At 49.2% G+C, this 17,279-nt stretch carries 11 protein-coding genes and 1 rRNA gene; 9 read left to right on the top strand and 3 right to left on the bottom strand.

Annotated elements, in window-relative coordinates:
• Nucleotides 1–46 precede the first annotated feature (46 nt).
• Both KVT36_RS26835 and KVT36_RS26830 read right to left on the bottom strand, forming a co-directional pair.
• Nucleotides 47–3,691 carry a BamA/TamA family outer membrane protein gene (locus tag KVT36_RS26835; protein ID WP_217606526.1) on the bottom strand — a complete coding sequence of 1,215 codons (3,645 nt, stop codon included), beginning with the start codon at nucleotides 3,689–3,691 and terminating at the stop codon, nucleotides 47–49.
• A 104-nt stretch (nucleotides 3,692–3,795) separates the two neighbouring features.
• Nucleotides 3,796–4,641 (bottom strand): SdiA-regulated domain-containing protein, encoded by an 846-nt coding sequence (locus tag KVT36_RS26830; RefSeq protein WP_217606525.1) that lies wholly within the window; start codon nucleotides 4,639–4,641, stop codon nucleotides 3,796–3,798.
• A 156-nt stretch (nucleotides 4,642–4,797) separates the two neighbouring features.
• On the opposite strand from KVT36_RS26830, the gene KVT36_RS26825 reads away from it, so the two are divergent.
• The 5 genes from KVT36_RS26825 to KVT36_RS26805 are packed head-to-tail and all read left to right on the top strand — an operon-like array spanning nucleotide 4,798 to nucleotide 10,631.
• Nucleotides 4,798–6,060, top strand: coding sequence for a Pycsar system effector family protein (locus KVT36_RS26825; protein WP_217606524.1), 1,263 nt, complete (start codon nucleotides 4,798–4,800; stop codon nucleotides 6,058–6,060).
• Between the two features lie 22 nt (nucleotides 6,061–6,082).
• Entirely contained in the window at nucleotides 6,083–8,158 is a 2,076-nt protein-coding gene (gene ppk1, locus KVT36_RS26820) for a polyphosphate kinase 1 (RefSeq protein ID WP_254640221.1), read from the top strand.
• 40 nt (nucleotides 8,159–8,198) lie between these two features.
• Nucleotides 8,199–8,705 carry a thioredoxin family protein gene (locus KVT36_RS26815; protein ID WP_217606523.1) on the top strand — a complete coding sequence of 169 codons (507 nt, stop codon included), beginning with the start codon at nucleotides 8,199–8,201 and terminating at the stop codon, nucleotides 8,703–8,705.
• 8 nt (nucleotides 8,706–8,713) lie between these two features.
• Complete coding sequence (locus KVT36_RS26810; RefSeq protein WP_217606522.1) at nucleotides 8,714–9,196, top strand: DUF4442 domain-containing protein; 483 nt, start codon at nucleotides 8,714–8,716, stop codon at nucleotides 9,194–9,196.
• 34 nt (nucleotides 9,197–9,230) lie between these two features.
• The gene (locus KVT36_RS26805) at nucleotides 9,231–10,631 is read left to right on the top strand and encodes an MBL fold metallo-hydrolase (protein WP_217606521.1); all 1,401 of its coding nucleotides are present in this window, start codon (nucleotides 9,231–9,233) and stop codon (nucleotides 10,629–10,631) included.
• 76 nt (nucleotides 10,632–10,707) lie between these two features.
• Here the strand turns inward: KVT36_RS26805 and KVT36_RS26800 are convergent, their stop codons facing one another.
• A complete protein-coding gene (locus KVT36_RS26800; protein WP_217606520.1) occupies nucleotides 10,708–13,269 on the bottom strand; it encodes a M1 family metallopeptidase in 2,562 nt (853 codons plus the stop codon).
• A 124-nt stretch (nucleotides 13,270–13,393) separates the two neighbouring features.
• On the opposite strand from KVT36_RS26800, the gene KVT36_RS26795 reads away from it, so the two are divergent.
• The 4 genes from KVT36_RS26795 to KVT36_RS26780 all read left to right on the top strand — a co-directional run.
• Nucleotides 13,394–13,891 (top strand): biotin/lipoyl-containing protein, encoded by a 498-nt coding sequence (locus KVT36_RS26795; RefSeq protein WP_217606519.1) that lies wholly within the window; start codon nucleotides 13,394–13,396, stop codon nucleotides 13,889–13,891.
• A 46-nt stretch (nucleotides 13,892–13,937) separates the two neighbouring features.
• Nucleotides 13,938–15,617, top strand: a complete 1,680-nt coding sequence (locus tag KVT36_RS26790; RefSeq protein ID WP_217606518.1) for a DUF4476 domain-containing protein — start codon at nucleotides 13,938–13,940, stop codon at nucleotides 15,615–15,617.
• Nucleotides 15,614–16,393, top strand: a complete 780-nt coding sequence (gene truA, locus KVT36_RS26785; protein ID WP_217606517.1) for a tRNA pseudouridine(38-40) synthase TruA — start codon at nucleotides 15,614–15,616, stop codon at nucleotides 16,391–16,393. Before KVT36_RS26790 ends, truA begins: the two co-directional genes overlap by 4 nt.
• 504 nt (nucleotides 16,394–16,897) lie before the next feature.
• Nucleotides 16,898–17,279: ribosomal RNA gene (locus tag KVT36_RS26780) — 16S ribosomal RNA — on the top strand; the annotation flags it as partial.

Below are 17,279 nucleotides of genomic sequence, written 5' to 3'. Positions count from 1 at the left end.
CCCGTGCAGTATAAGCTACACGGGGCTTCTTTATTATATAAAGCGCTTAGAACTTGAAACCAAATGTAATGTAAGGCAGCAGCCCCTCCGGTGAGTTAGCCACCGTAGCGGTAATAATGAACATATTCACCGGTGAGCAATATAAGCCGCCGCCATACCCATCATGCCATGTACCGGAGCTTTCGCCTTTTGCCCATACACGTCCCACATCATTATAGGCAATTAAACCTACCGTAGCGGGGAACAGGTAAGAGCGGAACTGGAACAGCCGCAGGCGCAGCTCCGTATTGTTATACACCATGCTGTTGCCCGCAAAGCGGTTATTGCGGTAGCCGCGCAGGTTTTGCACGCCGCCCAGCATCATGGCCTGGAAAAATTCATAATGCCCCCATATAACGCCGCCGCCAAAGCGGGTTACAAATACCAGATTGGCCGGCACGTTAAAGCTGGTGTAAATGCTCATGTCTGACTGCAGCTGCAGGTAATGGTGCTGCTCCTGGTTCAGGCCCTGGTTGCCAAGCAGGCTGGTGGTCCACAGGATACCGCGGGAGGGTAGTATATCATTGTTACGGGTGTCTATCTGCAAACCCACCCGCAGGCCGGCGTATTGTTTGGTAGCATACACGCCTATGGAATCCAGCCCATTCTGCGGAAACTTGCTCACATACCGGTCGCTGTTCTCATCTTTATCCAACGCATAATAAGTAAAGCTGGGGCCGTAAAAGAACTGTAAGCTGGAAGCCAGCTTGCTTTTCAGCAAAGCCTCTGCATTATACAGGTTATAACGGGAACGGTAGTACCAGATATCCTTTCCCCCGGTTTCATCAAACACGGTTTCATTACCCAGCCCAAAGAAGTTGGTGGTATTATGTGGCGCTTTGGCGCTGGCTGCCAGTGAAAGGTCTGTGCTGCCAATAAAGTCCGTGAATTCGCCCAGGTAGCGGAACTGGAATGCCTTGGTAGCCAGCGCATGGCCGGCTGTAAAGGTATGCCGTACGGCAAAAGGCTCTTTACGGAAACCTTGTTTTGTGTACTGGAAGCCCAGCCCCAGCAGCACCCCGTCATCCTTGTTAAAGGCTGCGGTAGCCAGCGGCATCAGCTTATCGTATTTAAACGCCATCCGGTTGTAACGGATCACATCCGGGCTGGAGGAGAGCATCCGTTTATCATTACGGTTCAGGTCAAAGCTGTCCTTACCTTGTTTCAGATCGTATATCAGGATCCGCTTGCCACCGGTACCGGAGCTATCCACATAAGTATCTTCATTTTTACCGCCAATTAAGCGAATGCGTATAGGCGTGCTGTTTTGCCCCGTTACTACAAAACGGTCATTACCGCCCAGGCCAAATACACGCACCTCTTTGGTAACGTCAGGGTCAAAGGTGCGGGAATAAATGGGTTGTTCTGTTTCCCCATCTTTGCTGATCTTATAGCTGGTTACAGCCACCTTCCCGTTCTCTAATTTTTGAATGGAGAACAGCTCATTTTTCTTGGTGCCGGGTATATCCACCTCTTTGGAAAGGAAGCGGTAGTATTTCAATCCTTCTTTTTCCAGCACAGCGCGCCGGCCTTTTAACCCGGCAATGGTTCTGTCGCCTGCCAGCAGGCGTACGGTATCCGGGAAATGGTGCACCGCATCCTGTATTACACTGTCGCTCATTTGCTGCACCAGCTGGTGGGCATGCTGTTGCCAGTCATCCTGGCTCAAAGTGTTCAGGAAAGAGCGGTCAAAGTAGCGGGCATTAAAGCCCAGCCCTTCAATATCCTGGAAGTGTGCGCGGAAGCCCTGAAACTTGGGCATGATCCAGCGCCGGGAGGCTATGCGCGGTAATACGCCTTCATTCACAAAAAAGGCCTGATCACGGTCGCGGGGAATGGGGTAAAAATCTTTACCCTTGTCCTTCCCTTTTTTCACTACGCCCCAGCGCCACTGGTCGTCATGGCGGTCCCAGTCGCCTATCAGCATATCCAGCAGGCGGGCATGTAATACCGCTTCCTGGTCCACACGGTTATCATTATCGCTTTGGATCTGATCCAGCAGTTTTTCCGTGTTATAGGTTTTATCCTTTACCGGCTCCCGCTCTTCAAACAGGTACACATCACCCCCAAAATCATTTTCATATATTCCAAGGGAAGTATCTTTTGGCAGGTATACAAAGGCGGGGTTGGCATGTGGTACGCCTGCAGCTTCAGCCAGGGCGCTTACTACCGGCGGCGCATATGGGTTGGAGGCAGAGATCTGGTCCTGCACCACTTCCAGGGCCACGGTTTGCCGCAGCTCTTCCGGCAGCGCATTGCGCGGGTCTTTTTTCAGGGAGCGTAATACCCACTCATTCCCTTCTTTATCCTCCAGCCGCAGGGAGCGGGTTTGCATGCCGCCGCCGCGCTTCAGTATTTTCAGGCCGTCTTTTTCCTTATGAATATCAAACACGGGGAAGTTCAGCGGGGCAGCCCATACGTTGCGGTAGTTATTGCCTAACCAGAAACGCTGCAGGCTGCTGGCTTTTTCATACCGCGTATCAGCAGCCACTTTAATGGCTGCCGGTAATGCGGATGCCGGGGTACCGGAAACGGCTGCACGTTTTATAGTTTGTATGTTAAACAGGTTGGCTGCATATACGGGCTGGGGCAGCTTGTCTATAAGGTAGTACCGTATGCGCAAAGTACCGTCCTGCATAAGTTCCAGGGCGCTAAAGCCATTACCGGAAGTAGCGTATCTGGAGTTTTTGCCCATCTTCACCCGGTCCTGTTTGGCGCCGCTGCCGCTTACCACGTAATAATCCTGCCCATCCTGCAGCAGCTGCAGCGCATGGTCATGGCCGGCCACAAATACAGAGGGGCCATGGCCTTTAAAAGCTTCTTCAATACCTTTTACCATTTGCTGGTACTCCGGGTGGGGCAGGTCCTGTATGCTGCCAAACACGCCGCGGGCCAAAGGATAAATGGAGCCTATTACCGGCAGCGGTATGTATAAAGAGGGCTTCAGGTCGGTAAAAGGAAAAATATGTTGTTTAATGGTGTAGTAACCGCCATGTATGCCATGGCTGCGCAAAGGGTGGTGGGTGGCAAACACCAGCAGCTTACCGGCATTACGGTTTACAATATCATGCAGGGCCGCCATCACCTCTACTTTATCCTTACAGTCGCAGGCTGAGTTGGCGCCCGGTTTTGCATAGGGGAACAGCCACCATTCACTATCCATTACGATCAGGGTTACATTATCGCTGATGTGCACTTCTACCGGCCCGGGGCAGCCATCCTGCGGCAAAAAACGCACATTGGGCAGCTGCTGGCCATCCACATACTGCTGTTCATTGAGGATGGTTTCCCAGCCATTGGGTTTGCCTTTGGCCCAGTCATGGTTGCCGGGAACAAAAATGGCCTGTGCGGCCTGGTTACGCACCAGGTTCACCTGGTAATCGAGTATTTCTTTGGAAAGGGGGTAACGGGGCGCCGTTTCATCGGGTAACCCGTACGGGTATACGTTATCGCCCAGGTAAAGCACGGTATTACGTGCATCCTGCATATTGAATTGCCTGCGCACAGCATCCACCACCGGGTTGTGGCCATCCTGGTGCAGCTCGCCTGCATCGCCTATCAGTATAATACGTTGCAATACGCTATCCGTCTGTGCATGCGCTAAAGCGCTACAGCCGGCAGCTATCAACAATAAAGTAAATTTCCGCAGCATGGGATGTTGGTTTTAAGCGATACGTTGGTTGGCATCAATAGCTAAGGCCATACACAGGCCTTAGTTTTTCGATGGATGATTTAATGTTTCCGGTGTATGATCTACTATGGTTTGTAGCTGAATTTTAAAATGTCCGCTACACCGTCTCCTGCCTCATTTGAAACATACATATCCCCGTTGGGTGCAAAGGAAATGCCTTCCGGTTGATTGAACAGCTTATGCTTCAGGTGGTATACCTCCTGTATCTTGCCTTCCCGGCTGGCAATTACCAGCAGGCGGTTAATGGAGGATATAATGTACAAACGATGCTCTATGGGGTGCATGGCTGCGGCAGAAGGCCGGAAATGATTGATCTCAATACCTGCCAGCCTTTCAATATCATCCACGCTCAGGTGGTAGGCGGCTTCCTTATCAAACTGCAGGTTATCCAGCCGGAAGCGGTAGGCGCTGGATACAGATTCATTCTTATCTTCCGGGCAATCTTTACAGATCATGATCACGCTGTTGGAAGGGGTATCCACATAAACGCTTTCAAACTCCTGCTTGCCTTTTTTGGAGAACTTGTATTCAGTGGCAGATACGCTGTCCGTGAACATATCATGCACATGGAACAGGATGCCGTTGCTTTTGAGCACAAACCAGCCCTGGTTGGTCTTCACCAGGTCTTCATAATCACCGCTTTTGCCGAATTTGGTGGTAGGGTAGGGCTTGTCCGTATTCACATCAACAACAAATATTTTGCCCTGTTCATCATTAATGGAGTAAATATGGCGCTCATCGGGGTCCAGCACAATACCGGATATTTCCTGCATAGACTCCCTGACACGGTACCGGTGGGGTTCCGTAAGTTTATAACCCTTGGGGGATTGATATTGGCGGTCCTGCCGGTCACTGAAGGCATTGCAGGAAATAAAGGCCAGTGATAATATCAGGGTAAGGCGTATGCTCATAATACATGAATGCTTGTGCCGATGCTTAACACGAATGCCGCCGGTACTACAGGTTAGCGTGCAACATTATGCGTTAGGCGTTAAGGCGGTTCTTCAATTTACGGGTAAATTTAAATCAAAAATGCAGTAACTTGCTGTTCTTCAGAATTGTTATTTATGCAAACAGGTTCTCTCATTGAAGCAGCCGGCCAATATGTTAAGACACAATATCAGCAACATCCGCATCCAAACCTGGTTTATCACAACTTACTGCATACCCAGCAGGTAGTACAGGCAGCGGACCAGATAGCTTCTCATTACCGGTTGCAGGAACAGGACCTGATGGTAGTAATGGTAGCCGCCTGGTTTCATGATACGGGTTATTTAATGGGCCAGTCTAAAGAACATGAAGAAAACGGCGCCGCCATGGCACGGGAATTTATGAACAGCCGGCAGGTACCGGCGCCCGTACAGCAGCAGGTAGTGGATTGTATTATGGCTACCAAAATGCCCCAGTCGCCGCATAACCTGTTGCAGCAGATCGTCTGTGATGCAGACCTGTTCCACCTGGGCTCCAAACATTATAAGGAACGTAGTAAATTAATGCGGCAGGAAGCAGAAGCGGTTACAGGCCAGCATATACCCGGTGTTACCTGGACGGCCAATAACCTCCTGTTCCTGGAAGGCCATCAGTATTTTACAGATTATTGCCGCGTGCTGAACAAACAGCAGAAGGATGAGAACATCCGCTGGCTGCGGCGCAAGCTGGAGAAAAAGTCAGAGGACGGAGAACCTTTACAGATCATACATAACAACGAAGCAGTGGCCACACATAAAGAAAAAGACAAAAAAGAAAAAGACAAGGATAAGGATAAAGAGCAGGAAAAGGAGAAAAAGCCCAAGAAGCCGGACAGAGGTATTGAAACCATGTTCCGCATGACCTCCACCAATCATATCCGGTTGAGCTCCATGGCCGACAGCAAGGCGCATATCATGATCTCCACCAACTCTATTATCATCTCCATCCTGTTATCAGTACTCCTGCGTAAGCTGGAAGATAACCCGAACCTCATCATACCCTCCTTTATACTGCTGGCCACCAGCGTGGTTACTATCATATATTCCGTGCTGGCCACCCGGCCCAATATTACACAGGGCCGTTTTACCCGGGAGGATATTGAAAAGAAAAAAACCAACCTGTTGTTCTTTGGCAACTTCCACGGCATGGGCCTGGAAGAATACAGCTGGGGTATGCAGCAAATGATGCAGGATGCTGATTTCCTGTATGGCAGCATGATCCAGGATATTTATCACCTGGGCGTGGTGCTGGGACAGAAATACCGCCTGTTGCGTATTGCCTACAACATTTTTATGTTTGGGCTCATCATTTCCGTAATGGCCTTCATTATTGCAGTTATCTTCTTCCCGGTAAAGGAGTAGTTTTTCATTTTTATTTTTTAGCATGGCAATCGAAGTTCCTTTATACGATCGTGATCTGAGCTGGCTTTCATTTAACTACCGGGTGTTATGCATGGCCAAAGACCAACGGGTACCCTTATACGAACGTATCCGTTTCCTGTCCATCTTTTCTTCTAACCTCGATGAGTTTTTCCGGGTGCGTATGCCCGCTGTGCTGGCCGTAAACCACCTGTTAAGGAAAGATCCCGGCGTAGCAGGGGAGGAGCCTGTATCTGAAGAAACCCTGCATGCCATACAGCATGAAATAGACCGCCAGCAGCAGGAGTTTGGTACCATACTAACGCAAACCCTGCTGCCGGAGCTGAACCGCCAGCAGGTACATTTATATTATAAAGAAGCCATACCGGAAGTGCACCATCCCTTCCTGAAAGAATATTTCCTTACCCGGGTATTGGCTTACCTGCAGCCCGTATGGCTGCACCGCAAACAGAATTTTTTCCTGGAAAATAACATGCTGTACCTGGTGGTAACCCTTACACCGGACAATAACCCGGATAAGCAGCGCTACGCAGTAGTGAATATTCCCAGCCAGCACCTGCCCCGTTTTATGGAGCTGCCCCCGCAGGAGGATGTGTATTACATTGCCATGCTGGATGATGTGATCCGCGAAAACATCAGCTTCCTGTTCCCGGAATATACCGTTACCGGCTGTTACAGCATTAAAATAACCCGGGACGCAGAAGCAGATATGAATGAGCTGAAAGGGGATGTGCTGGAGCAGGTGGAAACCATGATCAAAAAAAGAGAGCTGGGTATTCCCACCCGCTTTTTGTATGATGCTGTTATGCCGGAAGCTGCCCTGCACTACCTGGTAGCCTACTTTAACATACAACCCGGCGAGCCGGTAGCCGGCGGCTGTTATCATAACCTGAAAGACCTGGCGGACCTGCCCATGCCTGTTAAAGCGCCTGCGCTTACCTATGGCAAGCTGCCCCCGGCAAGGGTACCGGTGCTGGAAAATGCACCGCGTATATTGGATGCCGTTATGCAGCAGGATGTATTGCTGCATGTGCCTTACCAGCGGTATGATTATATACTGCGCTTTTTTAATGAAGCCGCCGCTGACCCGGATGTGCGGGAGATCTACGTTACCTTATACCGTATAGCCTCCGGCTCCCTGATAGCCAGCGCTTTGATCAGCGCTGCCCGTAATGGCAAACAGGTAACCGTGTTTGTGGAATTGAAAGCCAGGTTTGATGAGGAGAATAACATCCGCTGGTCTAAAAAAATGAAGGAAGCCGGGGTAAAGATCGTATACAGCATACCCGGGCTGAAGGTGCATGCCAAAACCGCGCTGGTAAAACGCAAACGCGGCCACCAATGGGATTATATGGGGCTGATGGCCACCGGTAACTTTAATGAAAGCACCGCCCGCTTTTATACTGATCATGTGCTGCTGACCGCCCATCCGGATATTACCCGGGAAATGGAGCTGCTGTTCCTGTACCTGCAAAGCCGGGAACAGCCCAAGGAGTATGGCTTTATGACGTTCAAACACCTGCTGGTAGCCCAGTTTAACCTGGTAGCCCGTTTTACGGAGCTCATTGACCGGGAAATTGAAAATGCCAAAGCAGGTAAGGAGGCACGCATTACCATTAAGCTCAATAACCTGCAGGAAAAACAAATGATCGCCAAGCTGTATGAGGCCGGGCAGGCAGGCGTACAGGTGCAGCTGATCGTGCGCAGCATTTGCTGCCTGCGCCCCGAGCTGCCGGAAAGTGTGAATATAACGGTAACGCGTATAGTAGACCGTTTCCTGGAACATGCCCGCGTGTTCATTTTCCATAACAATGGCCGGGAAGAGGTGTACATGGGCTCAGCCGACTGGATGAACCGTAACCTGCACCGCCGCATTGAAGTATGCTTTCCCTTATACGACGCCGCTTTACAGCAGCAGGCTAAAGAGATCATACACCTGCAGCTGGCAGATAATACCAATGCCGTAAGGCTGGATGCCAGCATTCAGAACATTCCGGTACCTGCACCGGCAGAAGGCCCGGGCGTGAATGCGCAAACAGCTATCCATGCCTATACCATGTCGTTAAGTAACCCGGCATAATACCTATCGCACATATGCGCGCCTTTTCTTATATTGGGATATGATGAAGCTCTTTTGGATCTGCAGCGCCTGTTTGCTGTTACAGCTACCAGTGCTTAAGGCCCAGGCCCCGCTGGACCTGGAACATATTTATGACCCTGCCGCCAATGCATCCGCTGATCTGGAGAAGGTAACCCAACAGGCGGCTAAGGAACATAAATATGTATTATTACAAATAGGCGGTAACTGGTGCATCTGGTGTAAAAGGCTGTACAAGTTTATGCATGATGATGCGGAGCTTACCAGTGCCGCACAAAAGAATTATATAGTGTACCACCTGAATTACAGCAAGGAAAACAAGAACCTGCCCATCCTGCAAAAGCTGGGTTACCCGCAGCGTTTTGGCTTCCCCGTGCTGGTGATACTGGATGATAAAGGTAACCGGCTGCATACGCAGAACAGCGGCCTGCTGGAATCGGCGGACAGCTATGATAAACAAAAGGTGCTGGAAATGCTGAAGCAATGGTCGCCGGCAGCATTGAACCCCGCCAATTATGTAAATCAATAATACGCACCATGGGCTTTATTGATAAAGTAAAACACCCGCTGAAATTTTCCCTGTTCCTGTTATGGAAGCTGCCCAGCGCCTGGCTTGCAGGCGTAAGGGTAAAAAATATACAGCCGCATACCTGCACCACGGTAGTACCCTACCGCTGGTTATCACAAAACCCTTTCCGCTCTACTTATTTTGCCTGCCTGGCTATGGCCGCAGAAATGAGCAGCGGTTTGCTGGCCATGCTGCATGTGGCAGAAGCCCCGCAGCGTGTATCCATGTTAGTAACAGGCATGGAAGCAGGTTTTATGAAAAAGGCTAAAACCAAAACCTGGTTCACCTGCCGGGACGGCGCCGCCATACAGGCAGCTATAGCGCACACCCTGGACACCGGTGAGCCGGTAACCCTTACCGTGCAAAGCACCGGCGAAAGTAAGGACGGTACATTAATTGCCACTTTCGCCATCACCTGGTCATTTAAGCGGGCTGCTAAAAGTGAAGCCTGACCCACCACAACTATAAACAAAAGCGGATAAGAGAATGAAAATTGCTTTTCACGGCGCCGCCCGTACCGTTACGGGCTCCAAACACCTGGTTACTTTACAGAATGGAAAAAAGATCTTACTGGACTGCGGTATGTTCCAGGGCATGGGTAAGGATACGGATGCGCTGAACCACGACCTGGGTTTTGATGCTTCGGATGTGGATTACATGTTGCTGTCACATGCCCACATTGATCATACCGGCTTAATACCCCGCCTGGTAAGGCTGGGCTACAAAGGCCGTATTTACTGCACATCCGCCACGTATGATCTGACAAGGGTGCTGCTGATGGATTCTGCAGAGATCCAGGAAGATGATATTAAATACACCAATAAAAAGCGCGCCCGGGCCGGCCTGCCGCATATAGAGCCTTTGTACACGACAGATGATGCAGAACGCAGCCTGCGTGCCTTACAGGCGGTAAAATACCAGCAATGGTTTAAGGTATGTGATGGGGTAGAGGCTATGTTCACAGATGCCGGCCATATTATAGGCAGCGCCGCTGTGCATTTACGTGTAACGGAAAATAGTAAGACCACCCAGCTTACTTTCAGTGGCGATATTGGCCGTTATGGCGATGCCATCCTCCGCTCCCCGGATCCTTTTCCGCAGGCAGATTATATTGTAATGGAATCAACCTACGGCAGCACCCTGCACGCAGAAGCAGCTCCCTCTGACGATGCGCTGGTGGAGCACATCCGCCAGACCTGCACCGTAAAAAAAGGCAAGCTCATTATCCCGGCCTTTAGCGTTGGCCGTACCCAGGAGCTGTTATATGCGCTGAACCGTGCACAGTTACAGGGCAAGCTGCCTGAAGTGGATATTTTTGTAGACAGCCCGCTGTCTATGGAAGCTACACAGGTAGTACGCACCCACCCGGAATGTTTTAATAAAACAGTAGCCCGGCTGCTGGAAATAGACGATGATCCGTTTGACTTCCCGGGCCTGCAATACATTCATACCATAGAGGAATCCAAATCACTTAACTTCCGTAAGGAGCCTTGTGTTATTATCTCCGCCAGCGGTATGGCGGAAGCAGGCCGTGTAAAACACCATATTGCCAATAACATTGATGATGAGCGTAACACCATTCTGCTGGTAGGTTATTGCGAGCCGGAATCCCTGGGTGGCCGCCTGATGCGCGGTATGAAAGAAGTTTCAATTTACGGCACCTGGCACCAGGTGCGGGCAGATGTAGCTTCCGTGCGCTCCATGAGCGCCCATGGCGATTATGAAGACCTGGGGCAGTGGCTCTCCTGCCAGGATCCTGCGGCCGTTAAAAAATTATTCCTGGTACACGGTGAATACGAAGTACAAACCGTTTTCCGCGAATGGCTGCATAAAAAAGGCTTCGCCGATATCCAGATCCCCGAACGCCACCATGAGGTAGAATTATAATTACGAATGAATAAAAAAAGCCCGCCGGTATATTGATGACCGGCGGGCTTTATTATTAATTATTCATTCGTAATTATTAATTATCGCTGCCTGCGGCACTCGCCTTCAGCTCCTGTATCACTTCCTTAATGTGAGTACTTTGTTTGGTCAGCTCCTCTTTCACTGCCCCATTGCTGCCATCTGCTTTCTGTTGCTTTTGCTGGGCTATAGGGGTCATCATGCTAACCAGGTAATTGTACACCATGTTATTCTTAAACTGGTCTGCCATTGCTTTTATCTGGTCAATGCCTTTGGTTACGGCAGCAGTATTATCCACATCATTCAATATTTTCAGGTATTGAATGGCTGCCTCAAATTTAGGCTGGCCGTTAGCCGCATCCTCAAAGGACTTGGCAAAGAAGGCAATATCATTCTTGTCGCCTTTTTTAGCATACACATCGCCAATGCTGGCAGAAAGCGCGCCTTTGGCAGTGCTTTCCATTTGTTTGGCCAGCTTATAGGCTTTATCCATATCCAGCTCAGACAAGCCTACCAGCGCGGCGCCGGCAGCAGCGTAAGAGCTGTCTTTGGTAGCAGTTTCCAGTAAAGAGGTATATTTCACATCTTTCAGCTTGCCCAGCTGTTGTAAGGCAGCTGCACGCACCAGCGCATTTTCATCGCTCTTGGCCAGGTTTTCCAGGGTGCTCAGGGTAGCTGCTTTTACATCAGCATTATCCAGCTTTAAACCATTGATGGTAAGCACGCGCAGGCCATGGAACTTATCCTTCAGCGCTGCAGCCACTACCTTACGTGCATCTGCATTGGAGGTTTGCTGTTTCAGGCAGGCATCAATAGCTTCCCGGCGGTCCATGTACAGGGGCGCATGCGCAAACTGGAAAATGTAGGTATTAATATCGCGGTGGTCTGTTTTGGTGGCCAGGATCACTTTATCCGCATCCACATTCACAAACTCCGGTTTTTTATCGTAAGAGAAAGTAAAGGTATCTGCCGCATCGCTCATGGTCACCAGGTGTCTTTCTTTTTTACTGCCGTTATATACGTCAATGGCTAGGGGCAGCTGGAAGATCTTACCGGTTGTTTGTGTTTGCTTCAGGATCACGCTTACGGTTTTAGCCGCGTCGTTGTATGCATAGTTAATATCCAGCAGGGGAAATCCTTGTCCAAAATACCATGGGTAAAAGAACCAGTTCAGGTCTTTACCGGTCACTTCTTCAAAGGCCAGGCGCAGCTGGTGCGCTTCTGTAGCTTTAAAGGCATTGGTTTTCAGGTACAGGTTCAGGGATTTAAAGAAGGCATCATCCCCCACATAATTACGCAGCATGTTCAGGATCCGGCCGCCTTTCTGGTAGCTTACCGCATCAAACATATCTTCTTTATCATGGTAGTGAAAACGTACCAGGTCACGGTCGCCGGCGTATTGGGAGAACTGGATATAGTTCTGGGCAGATTTATAGTTGTGATCATCCGCCATATCTTTTCCGTATTTATGCTCAAACCACAGGTATTCGCTGTAGTCTGCAAAAGATTCGTTCAGCGTCAGGTTGCTCCAGGATTCACAGGTAGCCAGGTCGCCAAACCATTGGTGGAACAGCTCGTGCGCAATTACGCTTTCGCCCTGTTTGTTATCATCCAGCAGCTCGCGGTTGTTCTTTTGAAGAAAATCGCCGTGTAGGGTAGCAGTAGTGTTTTCCATAGCGCCGGATACGTAATCCCTTACTACCACCTGTGAATATTTGGGCCAGGCATAGTCATAACCCAATGCGGTAGAGTAAAAGGTGAGCATTTCCGGTGTATTGCCAAAAATACTTTTAGCATAAGGCTCGTACGCATGTTCTACATAATAGTTCACTTCTTTGCCGCGCCATTTATCTTTTACAACAGCAAAATCGCCTATAGCCATCATAAACAGGTAAGGGGCATGGGGCAGGTCCATTTTCCAGGTATCGGTACGGGTACCATCGGCATTGTTCTTCTGGCTGGCCAGCACGCCGTTGGAAAGGGTTACATATTTTTTATCCACGGTCATGCTGATCTCGTCCGTGGTTTTCTGGTTGTTTTTGTCAATAGTGGGGAACCATACAGAGGATGCCTCTGTTTCGCCCTGCGTCCATATCTGGATGGGTTTATTGGGTTCAGTACCATCGGGGTTAATGAAGTACAGGCCTTTGGCGTCATTAATGGCCGCGCTGCCTTTAACCTTCAGCTCATTTGGTTTGGAGGTATAGTCTATATATATAATATAAGAATCAGTGTTCTGGTATGTTTTATCCAGCTTTATGTGCAGCTCCATCCCGTCATAGGCATATTTAAGCGTGCTGTTTTTACCGCCTTTTACCACCGCCACCTGCTTAATATCCATGCCTTTGGCATCCAGCGTCAGGGAATCAGTAGGGTAGAAATGGGGTTTCAGGGTGATCCAGGCCTTTCCGTACATATATCGCTTGGCATAATCAAAACGTACATCCAGCTTGGTATGTACCAGGTCATTGACCTTGGTTGCAGAAGCCCGGTATATCTTTAATAAGGGATCATTCTGTTGGTCCTCCATGTTGCTTTGGGCCATGGCAGGCGCATAACAGGCCGCCCCGGCCATTCCTCCCAGCAATATGCTCAGCAATGTTTTCTTCAATACATTCATGTAAAAACTGTTTTAAATCAAAAGTAGCAGGTCTGTTTATGGTAAAAGCCCAAATTTAAACAAATGGCCCAAATACGAGCCAAGTGGTTAAAATTCCTATTTTTGTTCATAAGACAAGCAACTAATGATAAAGGCAACCGTTAATGGGCAACCACCTTTTACTATTCAAACAGGCAAGGAAATAAGCTGCAATGAGCAGGTCGTGAGCTGGTCTGCCATACAGGTGCCGGCAGGGAGTTATAGCATTATTATGGATGGGCATAGTTATACGGCGCAGGTGCTAAAGGTAGACCGGGACGCCAAAACCGTGACCCTGGAAATAGCACAGCAGGTATACGAAGTAAGCCTGGAAGAGCCAATAGACCAGCTGCTGGCCGCTATGGGCATTAAAGATGCCCTGACCCATAAGGTAAATGATATTAAAGCGCCTATGCCAGGGCTGGTATTAAAAGTACTGGTGGAGCCGGGACAAACCATCCGCAAAGGCGATCCGGTATTGGTACTGGAAGCCATGAAAATGGAGAATGTATTTAAATCAGCAACAGATGCCGTTGTTAAGGCCATCAAGGTAAACCCCGGGGTAGCCGTCGAAAAAGGGGAAGTCTTAATAGTGCTGGAATAATATTTGCATAGCAGAAGGAGCAATAACGCGTTTTTAGCAATTTTATATGATCCGATATTTTAAAAGAAGCATATATGTGCTGCTTTGCCTGTTGGCAGCAGGTCAGCTGTTTGCCCAGGAGCAGCAGTATTTTGTATATATACAGAACGAGAAGCCACAGCCTTTTTATGTGAAGTATAATGGAAAAGTGCTCAGCTCATCAGACCGGGGCTACATTATTATAGCAGAATTACCTGCCGGCACCACGCCCTTAACAGTAGGCTTCCCGAAAAATGAAGCACCGGAACAGCAGTTCCAGGTAAAGCTGGGTAAGGGCGATCAGGGGTACCTGCTCAAACAAACCGACGAAAAGAATTTTGCCTTATATAACCTGCAAACGTTTAGCGTAACCAAAGCCAATACCGCAGAGAAAGCGCCGGAACAGCCGATAGCCGCTGCAGGAGGGGAAATGGCAGCAGCTTTGACAGATACCAATACTACGCCAGCTGCCCCTGTAGCTACGGAAACACCGGCAGCAACAGCCGATACCACCGGCCAGGCTATGATGGCCGCCCTGAGAAAAGACCTGGATACGGCATTGGGAGGTAAAGCAGAAATTACCACTACGGGTAAACCCGCGCCACCCAAAAAAGCCAGTAATAAATTTGCTGAAACCCTGGATAAAGTAGTGCATGACGATCGTCCGGAAGAAATAGCCGTGGAAACACCGCCAGCAGCTGCACCTGCCGCCGCTGCAGCTACCGGCGCTGTGGTAGATGCCAGTGGAGTTGTATTAACGCCCGAACCTAAAAAGAACCGCCGTAAACGTAAGCAGGAAAGAGCCGCATTAACAGACGAAGAACAGGCCCTGTTAAAACAGGTGATGGATGATGAGCATAAAGCTGCACAGGCAGATAGTACTGCTACTGCCGATGCGCCTGCAGCTCCTGCAGAAACACCCGTTGCGCCGGCCAATACGGATGCTGCCGCGCCGGCAGCAACAGATACCGGGAAACCGGAAGCCGTTGCAGAAACACCGGTATTACCGGTTACCGATACCGCGGCAGTGGTAAAAGAAGAAGCGCCCAAAAAGGCAAAGAAGGGCAAAAAGAAAAAATCATCTGATCCGGAGTTCATAGAATTTATGGATGATAGCACCGGGCAGCGTAGCACCGTACCTGCTACGGAAGCTGCTGCAACACCACCAGCTGCAAAAGAAACTGCAGCCGATGTATCGGCGCCCGCAGCAAATGCAGCAGCACCGGCAATTACAGACGCTTCCGCAGTTACGCTGGAAACACCCAAAGTATCTAAAAAGAAAAAGCGTAAGCTGGCTGAATTGGCGAATGGAGAAGAGCATCCTAATAATATAGTAACAGACAGTGTTGATTATTCTGCCCCTGTGCGTAAGGAAAAAGCTGCCAAAGAAGAAGGCGTAAAAATGATCAACTCCGATTGCGCCAATACCATGGACGAAACCGCCTTCCGTAAGCTGCTGCGCAAGTTTGTATCAGCTAAGGATGATGATGGGATGATAACAACCTTTCAGCGTAATACCCGTGGTTATTGCCTGGAAACCGCCCAGGTTAAAAGACTGGCCCAGCTGGTAGGTACAGATGAATACCGCTACAGGCTCCTGGATATGGCCTATCCTAAAGTATATGATTCAGAAAAGTTTGCGGATCTGGGCAGCTTGCTGATCGACAATTATTACCAGAGCCGTTTTAAAGCTATGCTGCGTAAATGACCGGAGCTGTAACCCGCCGCTATTTCATAGATGTTTCCTATAAAGGCACTCAATACAGTGGTTTCCAGGTGCAGGAAAATGCGCTTACCGTGCAATCCGTGCTGGATAAGGCATTGAGTACATTATTGCGCGCACCAGTGGTTACCACAGGCTCCAGCCGTACTGATGCGGGGGTGCACGCCTTGCAGAACTTCCTGCATTTTGATACGGAGCTAACCCTGCATCCGCAGTTCCTGTATAAGATCAATGCTATTTTGCCGCCGGATATTGTGCTGAAGGCTATTCACGAAGTACCCCCGGAAGCCCATGCCCGCTTTGATGCGCTGGGCCGCTCTTATGAGTATTATCTGTATAAAGAGAAAGACCCTTTCATGCGGGACCGTGGTTACTTTTTTCCTTACACGATGGATACCGGGCTTTTACAGGAAGCCGCCGCTATTATAAAAGAGTATTCAGACTTTACTACTTTCTCCAAACGCAATACACAGGTAAGGACTTTTATTTGTAAGATCCAGGAATCGTACTGGACCCTGCACGACAAACAGCTGGTATATAATGTAAGCGCCAACCGCTTTTTGCGGGGAATGGTGCGGGGCCTGGTAGGTACTATGCTGAGGGTAGGGCGGGGCAAGCTTACCCTGCAGGAGTTTCATGATGTTATTGCCAGCAAAGACTGCACCCGCGCAGATTTTGCGGTGCCTCCGCAGGGATTGTTCCTGGTAAAGGTTGCTTATCCGGAAGGCTTGCTCAAACCCTCTCCCACAGCCCTTCTCTAAAATTATTTTAAAATCAGCCGCTAAAATATTTGGAAGTGATCAAAAACTCCTTACCTTTGCGTCCCGCTTTGATAGAAAGCACACCACACAAAGTTCTTCTCACTACTGATTTTTACAAGCATACATGGATAACAGTTATACGCTGAAAAGCAGGTACCTGTTGGGTTTGATGGATTTTAGCAAGTAAAAAAAGAATCTGAAAAATCTTCAAAAAAGATTTGGAAAGAAAAGAAGAAAATGCATATCTTTGCAACCCCAAAACGACGAATACAAAAGCAAGTTCTTCGAAACAAAATAACAGATGTGACAGCAGGTCTAACGGTTCATAACCGTAACATCAACGAAGTTAGTACGCAGGTATTAACATAAGTTCTTTGAAAGATTGGAACAGCAGAAGTCAAAACCTTTTATAAGGATGCGACACACAGGTAATGTACAGCGAAAACATTAATTGAATATCGTCTGATTTTCTTGAGAAAATTAGTCAGTTCAAACAACTTCTTTACAATGGAGAGTTTGATCCTGGCTCAGGATGAACGCTAGCGGCAGGCCTAATACATGCAAGTCGAGGGGCAGCACGGTAGCAATACTGGTGGCGACCGGCAAACGGGTGCGGAACACGTACGCAACCTTCCTCTAAGCGGGAGATAGCCCGGAGAAATCCGGATTAATACCCCATAGGATTGTGGATTGGCATCAATCAGCAATTAAAGATTTATCACTTAGAGATGGGCGTGCGTCTGATTAGGTAGTTGGTGAGGTAACGGCTCACCAAGCCGACGATCAGTAACTGGCGTGAGAGCGCGACCAGTCACACGGGCACTGAGACACGGGCCCGTCTCCTACGGGAGGCAGCAGTAAGGAATATTGGTCAATGGACGCAAGT

The organism is Chitinophaga sp. GbtcB8 (genome assembly GCF_019091455.1).
Lineage (GTDB): Bacteria > Bacteroidota > Bacteroidia > Chitinophagales > Chitinophagaceae > Chitinophaga.
Note: the sequence above shows the minus strand (reverse complement) of the source record. Positions and strands in the feature narration are given on the sequence as shown.